We start from the raw sequence: 23,222 nt of genomic DNA, 5'->3' as shown, positions 1-23,222 counted from the left end.
TCGCTTCCGGTTGCGGGCGTGCATGCTTATCTCGGCATGGCACGCCCGCAGACCCGTTGAAGAGGATATCGCAGTGCCCGACGCCATCGAACTCCTGAAGACCCGCCGCTCGGTCAAGCCGCGCGAGATGACCGGGCCCGGCCCCTCTCCGGCCGAGCTCGAGACGATCCTCACCATCGGAGCGCGCGTGCCCGACCACGGCAAGCTGGTCCCCTGGCGCTTCATCGTCTTCGAGGGCGAGGCCCGCCAGCGCGCCGGCGAGGTGATCGCAAAGGTCTTTGCGCGGAAGAATCCCGGCGCATCGGCGGCCGACGTCGAGACCGAGCGCAAGCGCCTGATGGATGCGCCGCTGGTGATCGGCATCGTCAGCTTCACGAGGCCGCATCCGAAGGTGCCGGCGTTCGAGCAGGAATTGTCGGCGGGCGCCAGCGCCATGAACATCGTCACGGCCGCGACCGCGCTCGGCTACGGCGCCTGCTGGCTGACCAGCTGGTTCTCGTTCGATCGCGACGTGCTCGATGGCCTCGGCCTCAAGCCGGATGAGAAGCTCGCCGGCTTCATCCATATCGGCACGCCGACCAAGCCGAGCGAAGACCGCCCGCGACCGTTCCTTTCGGAAATCGTGACACGTTTTTAATCGATGGCGTGTTGACCCCTCCGGCGTCTTGCGGCTTTGATCCCGCCGAGGGAGGAAGGTCGGATGAGACGCCGTGAATTTCTGGTCGGGGCCGCGATGCTCGCCGGCACGGTGGCGCAGGGCCGCGCCGCCGACATCCCCGCCCCGTCGCCGGACGGGCTCGACCGCATCACGGCATTCTTCGACGACGAGGTGACGAGCGGCCGGCTGCCGGGCGCCGTGATCCTGGTGCAGCAGCACGGCAAGCCGGTCTATCTCAAGACCTTCGGCGTGCGCGACACCAGGACCGGCCTTGCCATGACGCCGGACACGATCTTCGCCATCCACTCCATGACCAAGCCGATCACATGCCTCGGTGCGATGATGCTGATCGACGAGGGCAAGCTTGCGCTGACCGACCCCGTGTCGAAATACGTCCCGCTGTTCGCCGGGACCAAGGTGGGCCGCGAGGTGACCCTGCCCGGCGGCATGGTCGAGCTGGACCTCGACCCACCGGACCGCCCCGTCAACATCGAGGATCTGCTGCGGCATACTTCGGGCATCAGTTACGATTACATCGGCAGCCAGTGGGTCGAGCACGCCTACAAGATGGCCAACATTTTCAAGGGTCACTTCAACAACAGGCAGTTCGCCGATCGCATCGCCGAACTGCCGCTGGCGCGTCAGCCTGGAACGCTGTGGCGCTACGGCCATTCCACCGACGTGCTCGGCAGCGTCATCGAGATCGTCTCGGGCCAGACGCTGTACGAGTTCCTGAAAGCACGCCTCTTCGATCCGCTTGGCATGAACAGCACCAAATTCGTGCTCGCGACGGAGGACGAGCTGAGGCGGATGGCCCGGCCGCTGCCGAACGACTTCATCCTGCTCGCCGGCGAGCGCGAGCGTCTCGACCATCCCGAATGGCAGTCCGGCGGCGGCGGCCTGCTCTCGACCATCACCGACTATCAGCGCTTCGCGCAGATGCTGCTCAACGGCGGCGAGTTCGATGGCAAGCGCTACCTGAGCCCTGCCGCCTTCGAGGCGATGACGACGGATCACATCGGACCCGGCTCCGGCGTCGGACGCGATTACTTCTATTTTCCGGGCGACGGCTTCGGCTATGGCTATGGCCTTGCGGTACGGACCGATCCCGGCAACGCAAAACCGCCGCCGCCGGGCTCGCTCGGCGAGCTGAAATGGGACTCGGGAAGCGGCACCTATTTCGGTGTCGATCCCAAGCTCGACATGGTCTACCTCATGATGCAGCAGACTCAGACCGAGCGCGGCCGCATCACGCCCGCGTTCAAGGCGCTGGTCTACGACTGCTATCCCGAGCGGCTACGCCGCCCGTGAGGCGCGCTGACCGAAATCGGCAAGCAGCTTTGCGATCTCGGCCGCAGGCCGCGCCGCGCTGAACAGAAAGCCCTGCACCTCGTTGCAGCCTTCCGCGCGCAGCCAGTCAAGCTGGTCCTCGGTCTCGACGCCCTCCGCAGTCGTGGTGATGTTGAGGCTGCGGCCAAGGCCCGAGATCGCGCGCACAATTGCGCCACAATCGGGTCGCTGCGCCAAATCCTTCACGAACGAACGGTCGATCTTGATCTTGTCGAACGGGAAGCTGCGCAAATAGCTCAGGCTGGAATAGCCGGTGCCGAAATCGTCCATGGAGATGCCGACGCCGAGCTCGCGCAACTGATGCAGGATGGCGAGATTGGCATCGGTCTCGGCCAGGAAGATCGACTCGGTGATTTCAAGCTCCAGCCGTCGCGGCGACAGGCCGGACTGCGCCAGCGCCGAGATCACGACCTGCACCAGGTTGCGGCTGCGGAATTGCGCCGGCGACAGATTGACCGCGACCTTGATATCGCCAGGCCATTTGACAGCCTCGGCGCAGGCTTCGCGCAGCACCCACTCCCCCAACTGGGTGATGAGGCCGATGTCCTCGGCGACAGGAATGAACTCCGCCGGAGAGATCATGCCCTTGTCCGGATGACGCCAGCGCAAGAGCGACTCGAAGCCGGAGATGCGGTCGGATGCGATCGTCACCAGCGGCTGGTAGTGCAGCTCGAACTCGCCATTGGCGAACGCACGACGCAGATCGAGCTCCATGTCGCGGCGCTTCTGCGCCTGCAGGTCCATCTCACGCTCGAAGAAATGGTGCACGCCGCCGCCGTCGGACTTCGCCCGGTACAGCGCCATGTCGGCATTTCGCATCAGCTCCTCCGGCGTGGTGCCGTCGCCGGGCGACATCGCGATGCCGATGCTGGCGCCGATCACCATCTCCTGACCGTCGAGATCATAAGGCGCCCTCAGCATCTCGATCAGCAAGGTCGCGCAGGCGCTGGCCTCGTTCGGCGAGACATCGGCGCCGAGGATCACCGCGAATTCGTCACCGCCGAGCCGGGCCGCCAGATTGGCGCCGCGGACCGCCTTGGTCAGGCGTCCGGCGACGTCCTTGAGCAGGCGATCGCCCACGGGATGGCCGAAGGAATCGTTGATGTTCTTGAACAGGTCGAGATCGATGTAGAGCACGCCGACGCGCTTGTCGCCGGCCTGATCCAGGGCCTGCTTCAGGCGTTCCCGGAAATATTCGCGGTTCGGCAGGTCGGTGAGCCCATCATGGTGGGCCATGTGCGCGATGCGCGCCTCGGCCTTGCGCCGTTCGGTGATGTCGACCACCGCGACCAGATAACCGTCGCGGTCGTCGAAGGCGACGCGGCGGCCGAAGGTGAGCACCTCGATCTCGCTGCCGTCGGCGCGCAGGTGCCGCCAGTTGCGCGAGGAATGGTAGGCTTCACCGAGGCGTTCGAGCGCCTCGGCGTGGCTGTCCCACTCGTCCTCCGGCCAGATCTCGTGCAGCTTCATGCGCAGGAAGGTGGCGCGGCTGTAGCCGTAATGCTGGACCGCGGCGTCGTTGACGCCCAGAAATTGCCTGGTCTGCGCATCGAACACCCACATCGGCATCGGGTTGTTGTCGAACAGCAGGCGGAAGGAGGCGTCGCGCCGCTTCAGCGCCGTGACATCGGAGATCGTCAGCGAGACCACGTCGGCGAAGGCCGTGGCGCTGAGACGGAGGTGCCGGCCCTCGCTCTCGATCTCGAGCTGCTCGCCGCGGCCGCCCGCGACAGCCTTGAGCAGAAAGTCCATGATCTCGGGCAGGGCCAGCAGCGTTGCCCCCTCGCCGATCCGCCGCCACAACAGGCTGCCGGTCGCGACTTTCAGCAGCGCGCTCGCGCTGTTGTTGTGATGCACGATCTGGAGATCGAACGGCTTGCCGCCGGCATCGCGCAAGGTGACCAGCGAGATCACTGCGTCGTCGGTAGAGGCGAAGATCGCGTCCAGCAGATTGTACTGCGCGCCGCGCTCGTTGACATAGGCACCGACCAGCGTGGCGCCCCAACGCGAGGCCGTCGGCAGCGCCAGCACGTCGTAGGTCCGCACCATACCGTCGCGCACGCAATGCGCGCTGGCATGGTGCGGCCGTCCGTTGGCAAGCGCGCTCGTCGCTGCTTCCGACAGCGCAGTGGCGCAATCCGGCGACAATTCGGCGACGGGAATGTCCCAGCGCTCCTCGCCGAGCCATTTCTGCACGTAACGTCCGCTGCGCGACAGTTCGAGCACACCGTCGTTCTTCAAGAGCGCGATGTGATCGGCGAGCCGCCCAAGGCTGCCGAGCATGACGTCCTCGTAGCGCGGCAGCCGGTCGCCCGGCTTCAACGCCGCACGCCATTTGCGCTGAAGCACCGGGATGTCGTCGAACATTTCGGCGGCCGGTTTTCCCGACACTTTCTTCGCAGCATTCATGGCAGTCCCCAACGCACTTTCCCGGCGCATCCAATGCAGGCGCACTTAACGACCTGTAAAAAGTGCGCAGGCAGGGGTTCCGTTCGGCGATTATGACAGTTTTAAGTCAGGTGTTGGTTAGTGCGTGTTAGCGACTATGACGATGGCACGAAGGCGATGCTCGCGTGTCCCGGACGCGCTGCAACGCCCTTGGCGTTGCTGCGCAGAGCCGGGATCCAGCAGGCCGCGGCGCTCGCTGCGAGGTGGGCCCCGGCTCTGCAGCTCGCGCTGCGTCCGGGGCACGAGAGCGTGCGCCAACGTCGCCAAAATCTCTCCACCGCGACAATAATCGATCCGTCATCCTGAGGTGCGAGGCGTGCGATGCGAACGCATCGCTTGCGGAGCCTCGAAGGATGCTGCGGCCGAGCTGGTGCAGCGGGGCCGTCGCCCTTCGAGGCTTGCTCTGCGACGCTATCGCGCCGCAGCGCGCGCACCTCAGGGTGACGGTGATGCACAGGGTTTGCAACGTACTCGCCTTCATGCTGACACAGCATCGCATCCTCGCGGCGCACTTCGCCCGAGCTTTGCTTGTCGCCTCACCCTCATCAATTGAAAGAGGGCGCAGGGAAGACCGGGTGCCGGCCGGGCACCCACGGTCCACTGTGCGAAAGCGTGTGCTTAAGAAAAACTGCACAGCGGCATACAGGTGGAGCCAAACATCCGGCCTTCCCTGCGCAGTGGTTTGACGGCTTATGTCGTGCTCTCCCCGGGGAGCGTTGCACTATTGCCCCCGTCGCCTTGCGGCTGATCGATGCGCGTGCCCGGTCGGGCCGCTGCATCACCGCAAGACTTGACGCCAGACCCCGGGCGTCAGGACCACACGATTTTGCCGTACGCCGATTGCACCGGTCGTGTGCGCGAGACGTTTCGCTCACGGCTCTCCGCCCTGCAAAACCCTTCGCGCCGATGCCATCGGCGTCCACCGCCGCCCGGCCCGCGTTCGTGACGATCGCGATACGCCCCTCTTTCCTGGGCCGGGTTGCGGCGGCACATACGCCATTTCCGAATTTCGGTAAAGCGGAATATTTTCGGCGATGGGCGTTGACCTAGGCCTCGGGTGTTTTGCCCGTCGGGCACCGCAAGGCCTTGTAGGGTTGTAGCGCGGATGAGCGCAGCGGCATCCGGGATTCTCGGCGCGAGCTGTCCCGGGTATCGCTTCGCTCACCCGGGCTACGACTACGACCCCGCTAGTCCTCGCTGGACGCCGCCGAGCGGTTGCGCAAATAGGCCTGCGACAGCAGGAAGAACAACGCGCGCTCGCCATGATATTTCGCCGACGGCCGGGTGCGCTCGAAACCGTCGGCAAAGATCTTGCCGGACTGGTCGCACACGCGCCATCGCCAGCCGAACCGCTTGCGCCTGGTGAGGATCACTTCGAACATGCCGACGAGCTTGGTCCCCTGCTCCCCTGCCGGTCTCGCAGGCGCACTAACCTGCTCCGGCCTTCTCCGTTCGACGGAGGCCCGACATATAACGCAGCGGGATGGAAAGAGAACAAGATTGATGATCGGAAATCGGTATCTTCCACCGGCCGTGGTGAACGCGCGAGGCGTCAGGAATAAGCCAATGGTGCCGGTGTTAATAACTCCCGACGCAGCCCGGGGCGCTGACGGGTATTCAAAGCCCACTACTGGACTTGCTGCCGACGAGCCTCCGTGCATCCGCGCGCCGGGCGAGTGGTAATAGGAGATGGATCGATTGTGCACGGCATGAGAAGCGCTGTGCGAGGGGCATTGGTCCGGTGTCCCGCCGGGCGGCATCACCGCCCAAGCCCTACCGCGCGACGACCTCGACCTCGCCGTCGACGCCGTTCACGACGTTGAAGCCGCGCTCGTAGACCTTGCCTTCGTTCTTGGCGATGGCGCGGTATTCGCCCTCGGAGAGCACCACGCGCGGAAAGGCGCCGATCGATTCCTTGATGACGTCGCCGCCCGGGGTCAGCACCGACCAGGCGGTGTTGGCGAGCGCCTCGCCGCCCCTGTCGCTGACCAGCTTGAGCGTGATCACGGCGGCGCGGTGGGTGATGGTGACGTCGGTGAGCTTGCCGGCCTGGACGCGAATGTCCGAGCGCACCACCGAGTTGGCGTCGCCGTAATTGGAGATGATGTAATAGGTGCCTTCCGGGATCAGCACGACGTCGCCGGCGGCGACGTTCGGCACCAGCGAGGCGCGCTCGCCGGATTCGAACTGGCTGCCCTTGTAGATCGCGAACGAGATCTGATTCTGCGGAATGCGGCTGGTGCCGACCCGGCCCTCGATGCGCAGGCCGCCGGCCGGCAGCACGAAGGATTCGCGGTCGGTCTCGGCCTTCAGGCTGACGGTCCGCACCGCGCTGACCAGGCCGAAGGCGACGTGCACGACGTAATTGCCCGGCGGCAGCACGATGTTGGGCGAGGCGTTGCGGTCCTCGCGGATCAGCTTGAAGGTGCCGTTCTCGTCGGGACGGTCGGCAAACACACGCCAGACCAGCCCGCTGGTGATCGCCGGCGTGTCCTTGCCGTATTTCGCGCTCAGCGACAGCACGCCTTGTCCGGGCGCGGCCGCATTGAGCGGCGCGGCCGGCGGCACGGTGGTGACCGCGGGCGGCGGCATGCTCGGCGTGACCGGCTGCATCAGGGTCGGCGGCAGGCTCAGGGGCCCGGCGCCTGGCCCGGAGGGTGGCGCAAGACTGACGGCGCCGCCGGGGTCGGGCACCGAAGCCGGCGGGACCGGCGGCGGACGATCAGAGAAAAGCTGCGCCTGCGCAGTGTTTTGGCCTGAGGTAACGAGGGCCGCGACGAGCATCAGCGCCGGCAGCAGCCCAAAGCTGCGCCGCCATCCGATGATGCCGTCACCCCCGCGTGTCATGCCTCCTGCTTTTCACCGAAAACGCGGCAAATTCAAGCCTCTGAAACCCCAGGAAATACGGTCCGGACGGTTCAGTGGAACCCGGTTGACGCCTGCGTGATTATCCCGGAGCAACGCTCCTCGCCATACTCCTGCCCCGTGCCCTCTCCAAAGCGGCATAAACCATGCTTCGCCCTGGTTCTGGCGGAGCGCGAGTGCAGTGCCTAGTCTGAGCTAGGGGCTGGCCCCGGCGTAGGAGAGTTTCGGTGCTGGACAGATTGAAAGGTCGGGGCGCGAACGGCTCGAATGGCGAGAAGGTCGGTCTCGGCAGTATCCGCAAGCCGGTCATTGGCCTTGCCCTGGGCGGCGGCGCGGCGCGCGGCTTTGCCCATCTCGGAATCCTGAGGACCCTGCTTGCCAACGGGATTGTGCCCGATGTCGTGGTCGGCACCTCCATCGGCGCCGTGGTCGGCGGCCTCCACGCGGCCGGCCGGCTCGATACATTCGAGGAATGGGGGCGCAGCCTGCAAGGGATGCGCAACATCCTCGGCTATCTCGACATCCGCCTCAACGGCTCCGGCCTGCTCGGCGGCGAGAAGCTGGCGACCCGGCTCGAGGAGGCGATCGGACAGGTCCTGATCGAGGACCTCCCGATCAAGTTCGCGAGCGTCGCGACCGAAGTCCGCACCGGCCACGAGATCTGGCTGACGCGCGGCCGCGTGGTCGATGCGATGCGCGCCTCCTACGCCCTGCCCGGCATCTTCGCGCCCGTCCTGATCGGCGACCGCTGGCTGGTCGACGGCGCGCTGGTCAACCCGGTGCCGGTCTCGGCGGCCCGCGCGCTCGGCGCCGAAATCGTCATCGCGGCAAACCTTTCCAGCGACATCTTCACCCATTCCACGACGATCTATTCGCACGGCGCACAGCCCACCCCGGTCTCGCCGGAGCCGGAGGAACGGACGGCCAAGCGGCGCTTCCCGCGGCTGTTCTCGCCGGAGAAGACGGTGAAGCGCGAGTTTTTCGGCGGCAACGGCCGGCCCGGCATCTCCTCGGTGATGGTCGATGCCTTCAACATCATGCAGGATCGCATCACCCGCGCCCGCCTCGCCGGCGATCCGCCGGACCTTCTGATCACGCCGCGGGTCGGCCAGTTCGGCTGGTTCGACTTCCACCGCTCCGAAGACCTGATCGCACATGGCACGCGCGCCGCCGAGCGCGCGCTGGAGTCGATCCAGGAGGCGATCCATGTGCTCGCGCCGGCGCCCGCAGGCACCGCGCCGAAAGCGGTCGATCAGGCCTGATCAGGCGGTCTTGATGTAGTCGCGCAGGGCTTCCTGCTCGGACTCGTATTCCTGGACCCGGCGCTTGACGATGTCGCCGATCGAGATCAGACCGACCACCTTCCCGTTGTCGATGACCGGCAGATGGCGGAACTTGCCCGATGTCATAATCTCCATGAGCTCGGAGACCGTGTCGGTCTCCTTGCAGGTGACGACCTTGCGGGTCATGACCTGAGCCACCGGCTCTTCCAATACGCCGGCGCCACGCTCGCCGAGCACGCGGACGATGTCGCGCTCCGACAGGATGCCTTCGAGCCGGCTCTGGTCCATCACCAGCACCGCACCGATCTTCTTCTCACCGAGCAGCCTGACCGCGGCAGCCAGCTTGGCGTCAGGCTCGACGCTTACGATCTGGTGCCCCTTGGTGTTGAGAATGGAACGTACCGTCATTGTCGCCTCCTGAATCCGAGCCGCCCGCCTCTCGGCGGTCCGGACCTGTTCTTCGAGTCTTCAACTAACAGTTTTGCTTGGCGCGGGTTTCACGCTCGCGCGCTTTGCGAGTCGCGACCAGGTTCTATTTTGAGCATGATCTTTTCCGGATCATGCTCGAGGGGCCTGTCGCTTCGAAGCATTCTTCGCGGGAATGATGGATGAATTCGGGCCGCGCCGCAAGCGCCGCTTCAAATACGGTCTGAAACGTCCTGTGATGACGCATCCGCAGCATCGTTTCGCACGCGCGGCACGGGATCGAACAGGGTGAACAGCAGCAGGCCGGCGAAAAAACCGCCGATATGCGCCTGCCAGGCGACGCTCGTGGTTTCGGCATCGATGCCGATCGCGCCGACGCCGAAGATGATGTTGACGCCGAACCACACCGCGAGGAAGCCGATCACGCGCCCGTCGCGCAACGCGCGCGACAGCGGCAGCGCCGGGACCCTTGCTGCGGTATCGGCGTCCGAACGGTTGAACGACAGGAAGCTGCCACGGACGAACGCGAAGCGGATCGCGGCTGCCATCGCGCCCGACACCGAGGCCGAGGCGCCGATCATCGGCGCCACCGCGTGCTCATGGGTGAGGAGATGGGCGAGCGCGCCGGCCGCCGCCGTCACCGCCAGAAACAGGAAGAACCTGACGGCGCCAAAGCGCCGCGCCAGCGCGCTGCCGAACGGCAGCAGCCACAGCACGTTGAAGCCGAGATGGGTCAGATTGGCGTGCAGCAGCGAATAGGTGACGAAGGTCCAGACCTTGGCCCCGGTGCCGCCGGGGATCTGCAGATTGAGCAGGGATGAATCGTAGCGTTTCGGGATGAAGCCGAAGACGTCGATGGTCCAGTTCTCGAGCTCCGGCGGCAGCAGCACCCGCAGATGGATCACCGCCAAAAGCAGGATATAGGCGGTCAGCGCCGCGGGCAGCGTCAGGATCGGCTCCCGCGGAGCCTCCTCGACGACGGCAGGCACGTCCGGTGACGAATCTTGCGGGGAATCCAAGGCAGCTTCGCTTTCAGGCGCGATCGGAGCGGTAGGCTTGGAGATAGTCGCCTTTACCGTCCCTGCGCAAGTGCACAAACGGAAAAGGCAGGGCCCTGGGAAAGCCCTGCCTGTCCGTGTCGGCCTTCCGATGCCCGGAATGAAGGTGTATCCCCACCCCTCCCCGGCCCGTGGCCAAACTGTTTGACGCCCTGTGTACAGACCTCGCCGAGAACCTGGAGAAAAGCGGCGGGGCTTGCGACTGGGATCACCATAACAGGGCCGCTGCCGACGCAAAGCGCATAGTTAACTTAACGTTAACGACGCAAAGGCGGGCGTAAGGCAGGCGAAAACGCGCCTGCGGCATGGACGCTGCAAATCCCCTCCTGCACAACAACACAAGGGATCGCGGGTGCACTGAAGCGGGACAGGTCTGTCCCTTCGAGGTTGCACCCCGGGGTAAGCGTTCAGACATGAAACATCCGTCGAGCCGCGCGTTCTTCGCGTATTGGGACGACAAGCGCGGCGCCGCACGGGCCCCTGACCGGGCCGACATCGATCCGGCCGCGGTCCGCGGCCTGCTCGGCGACATCTTCGTGCTCTCGTGCGAGCCGAACCTCGGCTTCCCGTTCCGCGTCGCCGGCACGCGCGTCTGCGCGCTGGCGGGGCGTGACCTCAAGGACGCGAGCTTTGCGGCGCTGTTCGACGATGCGAGCCGCGGCGAGATCGAGGAGATCACGACCATCGTCGCCGACGAGGCGTTGGGTGCGATCGCCGGCGTCACGGCCGTGCGCGCGGACGGCAGCAAGGCCCATCTCGAGCTGTTGCTGCTGCCCTTCAACGCCCGCCCGCATACGCCAGTGAGCGTAACCGGCGTGCTCGCGCCGTTCGACGACGAATGCGGCGCGCTTTCAGCCTTCACCCTCACCTCCTGGCGCTATCTGCACCAGCCGGAGAAACTGTTGCCGCGCGCGATCCGGAAGCTGCAGATCGCACGCGGGCTGATGGTGTATGAGGGGCTGAGATAGCCCCACTCGGTGACAATTGATTGCGCTGGTACACCGCGACCGTTTTTGCGGGATCTGCGTCATTCCTGATCGTGCTGCGAACGGATAATTTCCGCCTCGCGTGAGGTAACGATCGTCGGGTGACATCGCATGAGCTGGCGAATTCTGGCATGGAGCGCGCTCGGCTTCGTGGCGCTGCTGGCGGCGATCGGCGTGACCTGGCTGGTCCTGCTGCCCGGCTCGCCGGCTCCGGGAACCGCGCCCGCGATATCCAGGGACGAGACCGAGGCCACGCTTGCGGCGTTGAAACCGCCGAAGCGCAAACGCCCGCTGATCGCCATCGTCGGCATCAACGACATGACCGAGACGACCGACTATCTGATGCCATACGGCATTCTCGCGCGCGCCGACGTCGCCGACGTGCTCACATTGGCGACGCAGCCCGGACCCGTCGCGCTCTATCCCGCGCTGAAAGTGCAGCCGCATGCGACCATCGCCGAGTTCGATGCCGCGCATCCCGACGGCGCCGATTACGTCATCGTGCCCGCGATGAGCCGCGAAGACGATGCGCTGGCCTTGCAGTGGATCAGAAGCCAGGCCGGCAAAGGCGCGACCATCATCGGCGTCTGCGTCGGCGCCAAGGTCGTCGCCAACACCGGGCTGCTCGACGGCCGGAAGGCCACCACGCACTGGTATTCCGTGCGCGATCTGCAAAAGCATGCCGCGATCCGCTACGTCGCGGATCGCAGGCTGGTGGTGGACCGCGGCGTTGCGACGACGACCGGCATCACCGCATCGATGCCGATGGCCCTGACCCTGGTCGAGGCCATCGCCGGCCGCGCCAAGGCGGAGGCGGTCGCCCGCGAGGTCGGTCTTGCGGGGTGGGATGCGCGCCACCGTAGCGAGGCGTTCCGGTTCACCCGCCCGTTCGCGCTGACGGCGATCGCCAACACGCTCGCATTCTGGAACCGCGAGCAACTCGGCATCGCCCTGACGCCTGATATCGACGAGGTGTCGCTCGCGCTTGTCGCCGATGCGTGGTCGCGCACCTATCGCTCGCGTGCCCTCACATTCGCGGCGACGGCAGAGGCGCGGACGAGTCGCGGCGGTGTCCGCATCCTGCCCGACGCCGTTGTGGCCGACTGGCCGGCACGGCAGACGGCGCCGGCCGCCGTCGAGCTGCCGACGGCGCGAGCGCTGGACCAGACCTTGCGCGCCATCGACGCTCGCTACGGGTCACGCACCGCCGACTTCGTCGCGATGCAGCTGGAATATCCGAGATAGCCGCACGGCACGCATCGACCGTCGCCTGCGACAGCCGATGCACAGAGCGCCGTTACGGCATCGCCAGGTGCCAGGCGCCGTTCAGGAAGCCGTCGCCGGTGATGTCGCCGGGCTTCTGGTCCTTGGCGAAAGTGTAGAGCGGCTTGCCCTTGTAGGCCCACTGCTTCGAGCCGTCGTCGCGGGTGATGATGGTGTAGCCGTCGCCGGCGGCATCGCTGGCCTCGGCCTTCAACACCGGCCAGTTGGTCGCGCACGGACCGTTGCAGGCCGACTTGCCGTCCGCATCCTTGTCGAAGGTGTAGAGCGTCATGCCCTTGGCATCGGTCAGCACGTTGCCCTTGTCGGTCTTTCCGGTCTTGGTCGGCGGTGCGGCGAAGGCGGCGGGAACGATCGCGAGCGATAGTGCGAGCGCGAGCGCGAGGCGGATCGAGGACGTCATGATGTCTCCTGTCATGCAATTGGCTTGCATGGGGTAGGACGCCGGACGCGGCCTCGTATTCCTCGGGCGGCCGCAAAGAAATTTTTCGCTGCGACCGACAGCGCGGTGGAATAAACTGGATGACGTGAGACGGAACGACGGATGAGATGAACAAGCCGCATTGGCGCCCAGCGCGCGTATCAGATTTCCGCGCGATCGTCGCGATCGCCGCGCGCATCCATCCTGATCTTCCGGAACGCCCCGAGGTGTTCGCGGAGAAGATGCGGCTCTCACCCGACGGATGCCGCGTGCTTGTCGCCGGCGATGAGATCGCCGGCTACGGGCTCGCGCATCCCTGGAAGCAGCATCAGATCCCGCCGCTCGATCGTTTCCTGGAACGACTCCCCGAAGATGCAGACTGTCTCTACGTGCACGATATTGCCGTGCTGCCGGATCAGCGCGGCGGCGTTACGCGCGCCTATGTGACCGGGATCGCGGAGCTCGCGCACGCAGCAGGCATCGCGACGCTCGCACTGGTCTCGGTCTACGCCACGCGGCCGTTGTGGGAACGTCTCGGCTTCCGTGCCGTGGCGGCGGATGCGGCGCTGCACGCGAAGCTGGCCTCCTACGGAGAAGGCGCGACCTATATGTTGCGCGACCTCGCTGCGACGTAACATCCCTCCCCGACCGTCCCGGGCTCACGCGGGCGTGAAACTGCCTGCTCGAACCGAGTCAGGTCAGCCGCCGTCGAAGGTGTGTGTGCGAGCCCTTCGGTCTCGCCGAACCGAGGCTGGAGAATATCCATGAAGCTCACATTGACGAAAGTCGCTTTGCTTGCATGCGTTGGGATTGCCGCGCTCACCGCGACCAGCGCCACCGCGAAGCAGTACCGGACCTATGGCTGCGACACCGCCTTCTTTGAAGGCTGCGGCTTCCTGATCGAGACGCCGAACGTGGGCAGAAAACCCACCACCGTCATCCATCGCGACACCTCACCCATCTACATGAAGCAGATCGATCCCCGCTACAGCTCGTCGATGCGCGACGCCGGCGGTGGTGGCGGAGGAGGTGGTGGTGGTGGCGGCGGAGGCCGCTGAGCCCGCGCCTGCCTTTTCAGATGATGTCGCCGGTGCAATCCGGCGGCATCATTGCAGTCTGGGTTGATCGGTGACCGATCAACCTCGCCGTTTCTTCTTGGCCTTCTTTCCCGACGCGCCCTTCGCGGGCCACGGCGTGACCGACGGCTCTGCCCGGGCCTGCTTGTCGCGATGCTTCTTCCCAAAAGACGGCGCATCGCCGAATCGCGGTCCGCGCTCGCCGGACGGTTTGCCGCGCGGCTTGAATTCACGTGCCTCACGCGGTCGCTCGTCGCGGCGTTCGCGATGATCGCCATCGGCTCTCTCGCGACCCGGCGCGTGTGACCGTTCCTCCGACGGTGCCTGTCGTTGAGGCGCGTCCGCCATCGGCTCGATACGGATGCTGTCTTCCTTGTCCGGACGCTTGATCTTGGCGGCGAAGGACTCCGCGGCCCGCGCCGAGATCTCGAACTCGGTCGTGGTGTCCATGATCTTGATGGCGCCGATGTCGTGCTTGTCGATGCCGCCGCGGCGGCAGATCATCGGCAGCAGCCAGCGCGCTTCCGCATTCTTGCGCCGCCCGATCGCGGCGCGGAACCAGACGCTGCCGTCGGCCATGCCGTGCTTCGACGACGCTTTTCCGGACTTCGCTCGCGGCCTGGCGGCACGATCGTCCCCGCCTTCGCCTTGAAATCTGTCGCGCACGCGCTCCTCGCGCGGCCGGCCGCTCCGCTCGCCGGGGTCGATGATGTCCTCGGGCGACGGCAGCCGCGCGCGATAGAGCCGCGCCAGTGCGGCAGCGATATCCTCGGCCGACCGCTCGGCCAACAGCGCCTGCGCCAGCGCCAGATCGTCAACCGTCGTCTCCTCGGTGAACAACACGTCCTTCATGCGCTCGTGATCGAGCTTGCGGATTTCGTCCGCCTGCGGCGCCGTGCCCCAGACCGCGTCCACCCCTGCCAGATTGAGCAGCAGCTCCGCGCGCCGCCGACGGGCGGGCGGCACCAGCAGGACGCTCGTCCCCTTTCGTCCGGCGCGCCCGGTGCGGCCCGAGCGATGCTGCATCACCTCGGCATCGTTGGGCAGGTCGGCGTGAATGACGAGGTCGAGGCTCGGCAGATCGATGCCGCGGGCGGCGACGTCGGTCGCAACGCAAACGCGGGCGCGTCCGTCGCGCAGCGACTGCAGCGCCAGGGTTCGCTCGTTCTGGGTCAATTCGCCCGAGAGGGCGACGACGGAAAAGCCGCGCTCCAGCAGCGCCGCCTGCAAATGCCTGACCGCATCGCGCGTGCTGCAAAACACCAGCGCGCTCGGCGCCTCAAAGAAACGCAGCACGTTGACGACGGCATGCTCGACGTCGGCGGGCGCGATCCGGATCGCGCGGTACTCGATATCGGCATGGCCGCCTTCGTCGCCGGCGACCTCGATCCGGAACGCCTGGTGCTGGTATTGCTTGGCCAGCGCGACGATGCCACGCGGGAACGTCGCCGAGAACATCAGGGTGCGGCGCGTATCCGGCGTGGTCTCGAGGATGAATTCCATGTCCTCGCGAAAGCCGAGATTGAGCATCTCATCGGCCTCGTCGAGGACGACCGCCTTCAATTCGGAGATATCGAGACGCCCGCGGCGCAAATGGTCGCAGAGCCGGCCCGGCGTGCCGACGACGATATGGGCGCCGGCCGCAAGCTCGCGCTGCTCGCGGCGCGGATCCATGCCGCCGACGCAGGAGACCACGCGCCCGCCCGTATGCCCATAGAGCCAGGCGAGCTCGCGCTGAACCTGCATCGCGAGCTCGCGGGTCGGCGCCACGATCAGGGCGAGCGGTGCGGCCGCGGATCCGAACTGCTCGGCATCGCCGAGCAGGTCCCTGGCCATGGCGAGGCCATAAGCGAGGGTCTTGCCGGAGCCGGTCTGGGCCGAAACCAGGAGGTCGCGATCGGCGGCTTCGTCCGCTAGCACGGCGAGCTGGACGGGGGTCGGAGAATCATAGTTCCGCTCGGCCAAAGCGCGGGCGAGCGGCGGGGTCAGGGCCGGAAAAGACACGGGATGGAGAACCTTGGTTAATTCAGGCGCGCAAACGGTGAACCGGCGGGCCTGAGCTCGCGTGCGCGGCAAACGGCCCGGCCGCACGCTGGATTTGATCTGGGCGCTCTTTACGCCAAGCGCGCGGGAATCACCATGCCTATCATGCATGGCTTGGCGGAGAGAGCCGCGCCTGAAGGTTGCAGCGGATTTTTGCGGCGACCTTGATTAACATCGGCGCAACCGGATCTGGCGGCGACTGGGCCGAGATCGGACCCAAAGCGGTGGAGAGCACAACGATGCGATTGGCGGTCATTTCCGATATCCACGGCAACCTTGCGGCGCTGGAGGCGGTGCTGGCCGACATCAAGGCGCGTGGCGCCGATCGTATCGTGAACCTCGGCGATTGCGTCACCAGCCCGTTGTGGCCGAAAGAGACGTTCGAAGCCCTGCAATCGCTGTCATTGCCGACCGTGCGCGGAAACCATGACCGCTGGATCGAGGAGTTTCCGGACGACAAGCTCTCGCCGGCAGGCCTGTTTGCCCGCAACGCATTGACCGCGGAGCAGCGCCAGGCGCTGCACAGCCTGCCCTCCCAGCTGCGGCTGGACGACGGAATCCTGGCCTGCCATGGCACGCCCGAGAACGACACGACGTGCCTGCTGGAGGAATCGCTCGACGACGGCCGCTTTGTGCCGGCGCGCCGGGACGTCCTGGAGGCACGCCTCGCGAGCGAACCGGCGGCACGCGTGGTGCTGTGCGGTCATAGCCACCGCCAGGCGGTCGTTCAGGGTCCCGGGGAGCGTCTGGTCCTCAATCCGGGAAGCGTTGGCTGCCCGGTCTTCGCGGACCTTCCCATCGCCGCAAAGCTCGAACACCGCTCGCCTCACGCCCGCTACGCGATACTCACGAAGAGAGACAAACGCTGGCAGGTCGAGCTCCTGGCCCTCGAATATGATTGGGACGCCGCATCGGCGCGTGCGCTCGCCAACAACCGCCCCGATTGGGCGCAGGCCATGCTAACCGGGAGCGTCAAATAGCCGGTTGCCTTGGCGTGACTAGTCGGGGCACCTCAGATGGAACTTGTTGGGCATCGGTCCCGCTCAGATCTCCGCATAGACCTCCAGCAGATTGCCATCGGGATCGCGGAAGAACAGCGTGCGGTGGCCGAAGGACTGGTTCGTCGGCGGCGATAGCAGCGCAACGCCCTGCCGCACCAGCTCGTCGGCGCATGCATCGACCTCGGCTGCGGACACCCTGAACGCCAGTTGCAGCGAGGCGCTGCCCGCCGGGATCGGCGCATCGGCAGAAGTGCGGCCCGGCCGTGCCAGCGCCAGCGTGTTGCTGCCGATGCCGTACTCGATCCAGTTCGGCGACAGCTCGCGCAGCAGCGGGAAGGCAAGAACGTCCTCATAGAAGCGCCGCATCGCCGCCATGTCGCGCACGAAGATGACGGTGTAATCGATCGCGCGGATGGCATGGAAAGGGGATTGTCGGTTTGGGTCGTCAGTCTCTTCGTTTGTCATTTCATCGTGCAATCCAAACTCTGACGCGTAGCCCGCATGAGCGAAGCGAGATGCGGGGAGTCATCAGCAAGGCCCTGGATAGCGCTTCGCTCATCCGGGCTACACGTCCTCATTCCACCAGCTCCGGCCACGGTACGATGGTCGACTTCACCGTCTTCATCGCCATCGCGTCCCTCACCGCCTGCGCGACGCCCTCTTCCGTGAACGGATAGATCGTCTGCATCTTCAGCCACGGGTATTTGTCGCGCGTCCGGTAGAGCATGTCCACGCCGAGTGGCAGGTCGTTGCCGGTAAAGCCCCAGGAGCCCAGCACGTTCAGGTCCTTGGTGCAGATGCGGTGCCAGGAGGTGTCGATCGAGCCGGCGTCGGTGAACTGGCCCATCTCGACATAGGTGCCGCCGTCGCGCAGCATCTCGATGCCCTCGGGGCCTGCGGTCGGATGGCCCGAGCAGTCCATCACGAGATCGGCCCCAAAGCCGCCGACGATCTCGCGGACGCGCGCGATGCGCTGCTGCGGCGACTTCAGCTCCTCGATGTTGACGGTCGCCTCCGCACCGAACTCGCGCGCGAGCTTGAGCCGCGGCTCCTCCGGCGCGCCGACGCAGATCACGCGCCCTGCCCCCATCTCCTTGGCGGCCGCGACCGCCAAGATACCGATCGGGCCGGAGCCCTGGATCACCACCGTATCGCCCCAGGAAAAACCGCCGGCCCGGCTGGCGCGGTTGAAGGCACGGATGCAGGAGGTCAGCGGCTCGGACAGCGCCCCGAGCCGCAGCGACATGTCGTCGGGCAGCTTGTAGATCTTGGTGCCCGGCAGCATGTCGAGATCGACATAGACATATTCGGCCCAGCCGCCCCACATGTGCGGCGCCTTGTCGAAGCCGAGATAGCGGCCGTAATAGACCGGCGTCAGGCACTTGTTGGCGGTTTGCGGATAGTGGATGCAGTAATAGCAATGGCCGCAGGGCATCAGCGGCGGGATCATCACTTTCGAGCCGACGGTCAGCGGCTTGCTCATGAAGTCCTCGGTGAACTCCTCCCCGCATTCGACGATGACGCCGCCGAGCTCGTGGCCGAGCGTGAACGGCCAGGGCAGCGGCTTCGGCCAATGTCCCTTCAGAATATGCAAATCGGTGCCGCAGACGCCGCAAGCGCCGACCTTGATCAGCGCGGCCTTCTTGCCGACCTTCGGCCACGGCACGGTGCGGATGACGGGCTCCGAGCCCGGACCTGCGTGAGTGCAGACGCGGATTTGGTCCATGGTGTGTCCTCGCTGCCCGTCTGTTATGATTGATTGGTGCGGGCTGTTGGAAAGCGTATTTGAGATGCGTGCTCGTGCCAAGCGCGCAGTCTCGTAGCCCGCCGGGGGCCAATGCTAGCTCTGGCCTAAAGTCCGCACACGCATATCTGCCGCATGCTTGCCGCGGCCAACGGACTGCGATCGAAATCACCGAAGCGCTCGACGAGGCGCAGGCCGCCGGAAGCTATCCGCAATGGCATCTCCTGCGGGAAGATGCTGCGCATCTGCAATTTCACCCGCCAAAAGTCCTTCTCGGTCTCGTTCGACCAATACCAATCCACATGCCTGACCTGGGCGAGCGGGTCGTATCTTGCGGTCTCCTCGACGGTAATCGCACCAAGGTCATCGTGGATGACCTTGCCGACCAACTCGCGCTTGTCGTGATCAGAGTTGAGCATGGCGATATTGGGCAGGAACGCATCGAACACGAGCCGGCCGTTCGGCGATAGGTGTCTGCCGACAGATTTGAAGAAGCCTGCGAAGTCGTCGAGGCTGTGCAGGTGCAGGACCGAATTCATCGCGACGATGATGGTGTCGAAGGTCGTCCCGTCGAGATCGAAGTCGCGCATGTCCAACTGGATGCGGTTCAACCGCGTGCGATCGGGCGTAAGTCCCCGCGCGCTCAAGCATGACGGAAGACAGATCGGCGCCGACGACCTCAAGCCCGGCTTGCGCCAGCGGAATGGTCAGGCGGCCGCTGCCGCATGCAAGGTCGAGAACGCGGCCGCCGCGCTCGCACGCCGTCTCGACATAGAAACGTTCGAGGATCGGGTCGCGCGGCGCCATCAAGTCGTACAGATCGGGGCGGTCGTAGAGGCTGCTCTGTTCCATGCGTGCGATTGTAGTCGATGAGCTCGTGAGGCGCATGAGGCGACTTGCGTGCCAAGTGTCTTTCACTCAACGGCGCACAGTCCATGTCCGGCAAGAATCTTGCAGAAGCGCAGTGCCCGCACCAATACCATTTCGGGGAGCCCATGACTGACAACATACGCGCGCTTTTCGACCGCTGGGAGCGGGTTTGGCATGAAGGACGATTTGACCTCATCCCCGACTGCGTCGGATCTGACTACATCCGTCACGACGAGAGAGGCGACCGGATCGCATCGCGGGACGAATATGCTGCTGAATTGCAGACGATACACCAAGACCGGCCCGGAATCCGCGTCGTCGTGTATGATCATACTTTCTCGATCGACCGCGCATGGTTCCGATTTGCGTTCGTTTGGCCCGATCCCACGACCGGCGAGAAGCGCAGCCGCGCCGGCATGCAAAGCTACCGTATCGAGGGCGGCAAGCTGGCCGAGACCTGGATCTCGATGCTTGGTCTCGGAACCTCATGGGCCGACGAGCCCCAGGAAAGCTGGACCCGCCGCAAGAAATGAGAGCGCGCAGGTTCAGGACATCGCCGGTGTGCCCTTCGCGACCTATGGCGACCCCAGAGCATGGCCCATAGAGCGGTCATGGCATGGCTGGTGTTCGAGCACATCCAAGTGTCTTGAGCGCTCGGAGGCGAGCGTGTAGGGACGACCCTTGTCCCGCCCAGGTGCTCGCTTGAATCCCCTTCCGCAAAATCCCGTGGCCGCGTCCGGCTCGTTCGCGGCCATGAAATCGGTGCCGTACCGTCTCCAGTTCGGCTCTTACGTGCTGGCGATGATGGCCGACAATATCGAGCACGTGATCAGCTATTGGGTGGTGTTCCAGAAATTCCACTCGCCGGCGCTGGCCGGCTTTGCGGTGCTGTCGCACTGGCTGCCGTTCCTCTTGTTCTCGGTCGCGGTCGGCGGGCTCGCCGACCGGTTCGATCCGCGCCGCATCATTCAGTGCGGCATGCTGCTGTTCATCGTCGCGTCGAGCGGATGGGGCTTCTTCTTCCTCACCGACACGATCCAGATGTGGCATGCGATGCTGCTGCTGGTGATCCACGGCTGCGCCGGCGTGCTCTGGCAGACGCCGAACCAGCTGCTGCTCTACGACCTCGTTGCGCCTGCGGACCTTCCGAGCGCGGTGCGGCTGAACGCGATGGCGCGCTATCTCGGCATCCTGGTCGGGCCTGCGGTGGGCGGCGTGATCATGCTGACGCTCGGCACCTCGCACGGCATCATCTTCAACACGCTGTTCTACCTGCCGATGCTGCTCTGGCTGTTCCGGGCACCGGTGCGCGACAAGAGCGTGGCGGTGCGGCGCTTCGCCGTGCGCGGCCTTGCCGACATCGTGCTGACCGTCCGCGCCATCGGCACCCAGCCGGTGCTGACGGCGATGACGTGGCTGGCCGGCCTCACCTCCTTCATGATCGGCAATGCCTACCACGCCCAGATGCCGGGCTTTGCCGGCGATCTCGGCCATGGCGATCCCGGCGTCTCCTACAGCGTGCTGCTCGCGGCCGACGCCGCCGGCGCGGTGCTCGCCGCTATCGCGCTGGAATCCTGGGGCCGCCTCAAGGGCACGCCGCGCACGGCGATCATGCTCGCGATGCTCTGGAGCCTGGCGCTGATCGGCTTCGCACTGGTGCCGGTCTATCCCGTCGCGATCGCGCTCTTGTTCTGCGCCGGCTTCTTCGAGCTGTCGTTCAACACCATGGCGCAGGCGCTGGTGCAGCTGAATGCGCCGCACGACATTCGCGGCCGCGTCGTCGGTCTTTATAATATGGCCGGCCTCGGCATGCGCGCCTTCAGCGGCATCACGGTCGGGCTGTTTGGCGCGGCGATCGGCATTCACTGGTCGCTCGGCCTGTCGGCCGCGCTGCTGCTGGCAATGCTGGTCGTGCTGCAGCGGCGGGCGACGAAGCCGGCTTGAGCGGCTTTGGGTGTGGTCTTTCGGACGCATTGTGTCTGTCCGTGACCGCCTCATCCAATCCTAACGCGACATTAACCCTATGCACCTTAGGGTCGTCCCGGACTCCGCCCGGGCGGGGGGTCGGGTGTTGAAAATGGCGTTGGCGAACAAAAAATTTCTTCCGGCCGCCGAGGAGCGTCGGCGCTTCCAGCGGGTGAAGGTGCACCTGCTCGGCCGCTACATGCTGCCGGACCGCCGCGAATTCCCCTGCCAGGTGATCAACATGTCGCCGGGCGGCCTCGCGTTGCTCGCCCCCGGCATCGGCAATGTCGGCGACCGCGTGGTCGCCTATCTCGATCATATCGGCCGCGTCGAGGGCAAGATCACCCGCATCATCGACAACGGCTTCGCCATGACGATCGGGGCGACGCCCCGGAAGCGCGACAAGCTCGCCGCGCAGCTGACCTGGCTCGCCAACCGCGACATCCTCAACCTGCCGGAGGACCGCCGTCACGACCGTATCGTGCCGCGCAACCCGATCGCGGTGCTGACGCTCGAGGACGGCACCAAGATGACCTGCCGCATCATCGACCTCTCGCTGTCAGGCGCTGCCATCGCCGCGGAGAACCGGCCGCCGCTGAAATCGACCGTCCTGCTCGGCCGGGTCCAGGGCCGCGTGGTCCGAAACATCGAAGACGGCTTCGCGCTGGAGTTCCTGCACGAGCAGCCGATCGAGACACTCGAAGAGAGCGTTACCGCGCGGTAAAGCGCGCGGGCGGCAAAACCCCTGTATTTCCAGCCCTGAAGGCGGCCTCCGCGATGCGGACGCCGCCTTTTTCATGCGACCTCACGGTGCCAGGGCGGGTTAACGCGCGCCCGTTTTGACGTGGAAATGGCCGTTCCGTCAGCGTTTCCGCGTTAATCGATCAAATTTGAATCAATTGCAGTTGTTTCAAATTTTACGAGAATTCGATTCAAGTATAGATCGAATTCGGCGCAGGTTTTACTTGCATTCGTCTCGACTTGACTTGGTCGACTTAGCGGCAACGCAAAAGCTCCGTGCGAATTGTGGTCCCAACAAGAAACGGGGGCCGCAATGTTTGATTTCAGGGGACAGGGGAAAGGGCTGGCGCTGGCCGCCATGCTCTTCGGGATCGGCGCGACAGCGCAGGCCGGCGAAAGCCGTCTGCTCTACGCGAGCCTCGGTGACGCCACGCGTGCACCGATCGGCTGGGTCGAATTCTGTGCGGACAACGCCGCGCAGTGCCAGGGCGCACCGGCGCAGCCGCGCGACATCGTGATGTCGCAGGGCGCATGGCGCGACCTCGTCAAGGTCAATCGCTGGGTCAACGAGACCGTCAAGCCTTTGACCGACCAGGAGCACTGGGGCGTGATCGAGAAATGGTCGCTGCCATCAGACGGTTACGGCGACTGTGAAGACTACGTGCTGTTGAAGCGCAAGATGCTGATCGATGCCGGATGGCCGCGCCAGGCCCTGCTCATCACCGTCGTGCGCGACAAGAAGGGCGAAGGACACGCGGTGCTGACGGTGAAGACCGACAAGGGCGAGTTCGTTCTCGACAATCAGAACGAGAACGTCGTTGCCTGGACCGAGACAGGCTACCGCTTCGTCAAGCGCCAGTCGCAGAGCGATCCCAACGTCTGGGTCTCGCTCGGCGATACCAAGCCGGCGGTCTCCACCGCCAGCGCCAGAGATTAGGCAAGAGATCAGGAACGAGACAACAGGTTACGCGACCCGGTCACATCCCCACCCCTCCCCGTCCCAGAC

Annotated in this window: 24 protein-coding genes; 13 read left to right on the top strand and 11 right to left on the bottom strand. The window is 65.5% G+C overall.

The window, feature by feature from the left end:
• Positions 1-73 precede the first annotated feature (73 nt).
• Together AC066S_RS29400 and AC066S_RS29395 are read left to right on the top strand one after the other, a co-directional pair.
• Positions 74-637, top strand: coding sequence for a nitroreductase family protein (locus tag AC066S_RS29400; protein ID WP_164718654.1), 564 nt, complete (start codon positions 74-76; stop codon positions 635-637).
• Between the two features lie 63 nt (positions 638-700).
• On the top strand, positions 701-1,969 hold the full coding sequence (locus AC066S_RS29395) for a serine hydrolase domain-containing protein (RefSeq protein WP_126257955.1): 1,269 nt from the start codon (positions 701-703) through the stop codon (positions 1,967-1,969).
• On the opposite strand, the gene AC066S_RS29390 is transcribed toward AC066S_RS29395, so the two are convergent.
• From AC066S_RS29390 to AC066S_RS29380, 3 genes are all read right to left on the bottom strand, one after another.
• The gene (locus AC066S_RS29390) at positions 1,955-4,417 is read right to left on the bottom strand and encodes a putative bifunctional diguanylate cyclase/phosphodiesterase (protein WP_478271279.1); all 2,463 of its coding nucleotides are present in this window, start codon (positions 4,415-4,417) and stop codon (positions 1,955-1,957) included. The genes AC066S_RS29395 and AC066S_RS29390 overlap by 15 nt on opposite strands.
• A 1,226-nt stretch (positions 4,418-5,643) precedes the next feature.
• Entirely contained in the window at positions 5,644-5,838 is a 195-nt protein-coding gene (locus AC066S_RS29385; protein ID WP_028137218.1) for a hypothetical protein, read from the bottom strand.
• Between the two features lie 391 nt (positions 5,839-6,229).
• Positions 6,230-7,303 carry a hypothetical protein gene (locus AC066S_RS29380; protein ID WP_126257953.1) on the bottom strand — a complete coding sequence of 358 codons (1,074 nt, stop codon included), beginning with the start codon at positions 7,301-7,303 and terminating at the stop codon, positions 6,230-6,232.
• 245 nt (positions 7,304-7,548) lie between these two features.
• On the opposite strand from AC066S_RS29380, the gene AC066S_RS29375 reads away from it, so the two are divergent.
• Entirely contained in the window at positions 7,549-8,583 is a 1,035-nt protein-coding gene (locus AC066S_RS29375; RefSeq protein ID WP_135169270.1) for a patatin-like phospholipase family protein, read from the top strand.
• Here AC066S_RS29375 and AC066S_RS29370 read toward each other — a convergent pair whose 3' ends face one another.
• Both AC066S_RS29370 and AC066S_RS29365 read right to left on the bottom strand, forming a co-directional pair.
• Complete coding sequence (locus AC066S_RS29370) at positions 8,584-9,012, bottom strand: CBS domain-containing protein (RefSeq protein ID WP_126257951.1); 429 nt, start codon at positions 9,010-9,012, stop codon at positions 8,584-8,586. It abuts the gene before it with no gap.
• Positions 9,013-9,242: 230 nt separating this feature from the next.
• Entirely contained in the window at positions 9,243-10,049 is an 807-nt protein-coding gene (locus AC066S_RS29365) for a rhomboid family intramembrane serine protease (RefSeq protein ID WP_478271278.1), read from the bottom strand.
• Positions 10,050-10,501: 452 nt separating this feature from the next.
• On the opposite strand from AC066S_RS29365, the gene AC066S_RS29360 reads away from it, so the two are divergent.
• A complete protein-coding gene (locus AC066S_RS29360; protein WP_135169269.1) occupies positions 10,502-11,056 on the top strand; it encodes a PAS domain-containing protein in 555 nt (184 codons plus the stop codon).
• 129 nt (positions 11,057-11,185) lie between these two features.
• Positions 11,186-12,319 carry a DJ-1/PfpI family protein gene (locus tag AC066S_RS29355; RefSeq protein ID WP_478271277.1) on the top strand — a complete coding sequence of 378 codons (1,134 nt, stop codon included), beginning with the start codon at positions 11,186-11,188 and terminating at the stop codon, positions 12,317-12,319.
• A 52-nt stretch (positions 12,320-12,371) separates the two neighbouring features.
• Here AC066S_RS29355 and AC066S_RS29350 read toward each other — a convergent pair whose 3' ends face one another.
• Positions 12,372-12,758, bottom strand: coding sequence for a COG4315 family predicted lipoprotein (locus tag AC066S_RS29350; protein WP_205680488.1), 387 nt, complete (start codon positions 12,756-12,758; stop codon positions 12,372-12,374).
• 146 nt (positions 12,759-12,904) lie between these two features.
• On the opposite strand from AC066S_RS29350, the gene AC066S_RS29345 reads away from it, so the two are divergent.
• Together AC066S_RS29345 and AC066S_RS29340 are read left to right on the top strand one after the other, a co-directional pair.
• Positions 12,905-13,411, top strand: coding sequence for a GNAT family N-acetyltransferase (locus AC066S_RS29345; RefSeq protein WP_478271276.1), 507 nt, complete (start codon positions 12,905-12,907; stop codon positions 13,409-13,411).
• Positions 13,412-13,540: 129 nt separating this feature from the next.
• The gene (locus AC066S_RS29340) at positions 13,541-13,834 is read left to right on the top strand and encodes a hypothetical protein (protein WP_126257886.1); all 294 of its coding nucleotides are present in this window, start codon (positions 13,541-13,543) and stop codon (positions 13,832-13,834) included.
• Between the two features lie 78 nt (positions 13,835-13,912).
• Here AC066S_RS29340 and AC066S_RS29335 read toward each other — a convergent pair whose 3' ends face one another.
• Complete coding sequence (locus tag AC066S_RS29335; protein ID WP_478271275.1) at positions 13,913-15,856, bottom strand: DEAD/DEAH box helicase; 1,944 nt, start codon at positions 15,854-15,856, stop codon at positions 13,913-13,915.
• A 278-nt stretch (positions 15,857-16,134) separates the two neighbouring features.
• Between AC066S_RS29335 and AC066S_RS29330 the strand changes: the two genes are divergently transcribed.
• The gene (locus AC066S_RS29330; RefSeq protein WP_135169266.1) at positions 16,135-16,875 is read left to right on the top strand and encodes a metallophosphoesterase family protein; all 741 of its coding nucleotides are present in this window, start codon (positions 16,135-16,137) and stop codon (positions 16,873-16,875) included.
• A gap of 63 nt (positions 16,876-16,938) precedes the next feature.
• Here AC066S_RS29330 and AC066S_RS29325 read toward each other — a convergent pair whose 3' ends face one another.
• From AC066S_RS29325 to AC066S_RS29310, 4 genes are all read right to left on the bottom strand, one after another.
• Positions 16,939-17,361: a VOC family protein gene (locus AC066S_RS29325; RefSeq protein ID WP_478271274.1), complete on the bottom strand. Its 423-nt coding sequence runs from the start codon at positions 17,359-17,361 to the stop codon at positions 16,939-16,941.
• Between the two features lie 109 nt (positions 17,362-17,470).
• The gene (locus tag AC066S_RS29320) at positions 17,471-18,622 is read right to left on the bottom strand and encodes a zinc-binding dehydrogenase (protein ID WP_478271273.1); all 1,152 of its coding nucleotides are present in this window, start codon (positions 18,620-18,622) and stop codon (positions 17,471-17,473) included.
• Between the two features lie 125 nt (positions 18,623-18,747).
• On the bottom strand, positions 18,748-19,089 hold the full coding sequence (locus tag AC066S_RS29315) for a hypothetical protein (RefSeq protein ID WP_478271272.1): 342 nt from the start codon (positions 19,087-19,089) through the stop codon (positions 18,748-18,750).
• The gene (locus AC066S_RS29310; RefSeq protein WP_478271318.1) at positions 19,046-19,345 is read right to left on the bottom strand and encodes a hypothetical protein; all 300 of its coding nucleotides are present in this window, start codon (positions 19,343-19,345) and stop codon (positions 19,046-19,048) included. Before AC066S_RS29310 ends, AC066S_RS29315 begins: the two co-directional genes overlap by 44 nt.
• Here AC066S_RS29310 and AC066S_RS29305 point away from each other — a divergent pair.
• From AC066S_RS29305 to AC066S_RS29285, 5 genes are all read left to right on the top strand, one after another.
• Positions 19,229-19,513 carry a hypothetical protein gene (locus AC066S_RS29305; RefSeq protein WP_478271320.1) on the top strand — a complete coding sequence of 95 codons (285 nt, stop codon included), beginning with the start codon at positions 19,229-19,231 and terminating at the stop codon, positions 19,511-19,513. The two genes, AC066S_RS29310 and AC066S_RS29305, sit on opposite strands and share 117 nt — an antisense overlap.
• Positions 19,514-19,575: 62 nt before the next feature.
• Entirely contained in the window at positions 19,576-20,043 is a 468-nt protein-coding gene (locus tag AC066S_RS29300) for a nuclear transport factor 2 family protein (protein ID WP_478271271.1), read from the top strand.
• A 220-nt stretch (positions 20,044-20,263) separates the two neighbouring features.
• Entirely contained in the window at positions 20,264-21,454 is a 1,191-nt protein-coding gene (locus AC066S_RS29295; RefSeq protein WP_164718690.1) for an MFS transporter, read from the top strand.
• A gap of 133 nt (positions 21,455-21,587) precedes the next feature.
• Positions 21,588-22,199: a PilZ domain-containing protein gene (locus tag AC066S_RS29290; protein ID WP_061882830.1), complete on the top strand. Its 612-nt coding sequence runs from the start codon at positions 21,588-21,590 to the stop codon at positions 22,197-22,199.
• Positions 22,200-22,529: 330 nt separating this feature from the next.
• Positions 22,530-23,153 carry a transglutaminase-like cysteine peptidase gene (locus AC066S_RS29285; RefSeq protein WP_164718640.1) on the top strand — a complete coding sequence of 208 codons (624 nt, stop codon included), beginning with the start codon at positions 22,530-22,532 and terminating at the stop codon, positions 23,151-23,153.
• Positions 23,154-23,222: the final 69 nt, after the last annotated feature.

It is taken from the genome of Bradyrhizobium sp. CFUWI, assembly GCF_056429085.1.
The sequence above is the reverse complement of the archived record's forward strand: the minus strand, read 5'-3'. Positions and strand labels throughout refer to the sequence as shown.

Excerpts from the sequence above, each read along its gene's own strand:
- AC066S_RS29395 (WP_126257955.1), top strand. The coding sequence starts at position 701 with ATGAGACGCCGTGAATTTCTGGTCGGGGCCGCGATGCTCGCCGGCACG.
- AC066S_RS29390 (WP_478271279.1), bottom strand. The coding sequence starts at position 4,417 with ATGAATGCTGCGAAGAAAGTGTCGGGAAAACCGGCCGCCGAAATGTTC.
- AC066S_RS29385 (WP_028137218.1), bottom strand. The coding sequence starts at position 5,838 with ATGTTCGAAGTGATCCTCACCAGGCGCAAGCGGTTCGGCTGGCGATGG.
- AC066S_RS29380 (WP_126257953.1), bottom strand. The coding sequence starts at position 7,303 with ATGACACGCGGGGGTGACGGCATCATCGGATGGCGGCGCAGCTTTGGG.
- AC066S_RS29370 (WP_126257951.1), bottom strand. The coding sequence starts at position 9,012 with ATGACGGTACGTTCCATTCTCAACACCAAGGGGCACCAGATCGTAAGC.
- AC066S_RS29360 (WP_135169269.1), top strand. The coding sequence starts at position 10,502 with ATGAAACATCCGTCGAGCCGCGCGTTCTTCGCGTATTGGGACGACAAG.
- AC066S_RS29355 (WP_478271277.1), top strand. The coding sequence starts at position 11,186 with ATGAGCTGGCGAATTCTGGCATGGAGCGCGCTCGGCTTCGTGGCGCTG.
- AC066S_RS29350 (WP_205680488.1), bottom strand. The coding sequence starts at position 12,758 with ATGACGTCCTCGATCCGCCTCGCGCTCGCGCTCGCACTATCGCTCGCG.
- AC066S_RS29345 (WP_478271276.1), top strand. The coding sequence starts at position 12,905 with ATGAACAAGCCGCATTGGCGCCCAGCGCGCGTATCAGATTTCCGCGCG.
- AC066S_RS29340 (WP_126257886.1), top strand. The coding sequence starts at position 13,541 with ATGAAGCTCACATTGACGAAAGTCGCTTTGCTTGCATGCGTTGGGATT.
- AC066S_RS29330 (WP_135169266.1), top strand. The coding sequence starts at position 16,135 with ATGCGATTGGCGGTCATTTCCGATATCCACGGCAACCTTGCGGCGCTG.
- AC066S_RS29325 (WP_478271274.1), bottom strand. The coding sequence starts at position 17,361 with ATGACAAACGAAGAGACTGACGACCCAAACCGACAATCCCCTTTCCAT.
- AC066S_RS29320 (WP_478271273.1), bottom strand. The coding sequence starts at position 18,622 with ATGGACCAAATCCGCGTCTGCACTCACGCAGGTCCGGGCTCGGAGCCC.
- AC066S_RS29305 (WP_478271320.1), top strand. The coding sequence starts at position 19,229 with ATGTCCAACTGGATGCGGTTCAACCGCGTGCGATCGGGCGTAAGTCCC.
- AC066S_RS29300 (WP_478271271.1), top strand. The coding sequence starts at position 19,576 with ATGTCCGGCAAGAATCTTGCAGAAGCGCAGTGCCCGCACCAATACCAT.
- AC066S_RS29295 (WP_164718690.1), top strand. The coding sequence starts at position 20,264 with ATGAAATCGGTGCCGTACCGTCTCCAGTTCGGCTCTTACGTGCTGGCG.
- AC066S_RS29290 (WP_061882830.1), top strand. The coding sequence starts at position 21,588 with ATGGCGTTGGCGAACAAAAAATTTCTTCCGGCCGCCGAGGAGCGTCGG.
- AC066S_RS29285 (WP_164718640.1), top strand. The coding sequence starts at position 22,530 with ATGTTTGATTTCAGGGGACAGGGGAAAGGGCTGGCGCTGGCCGCCATG.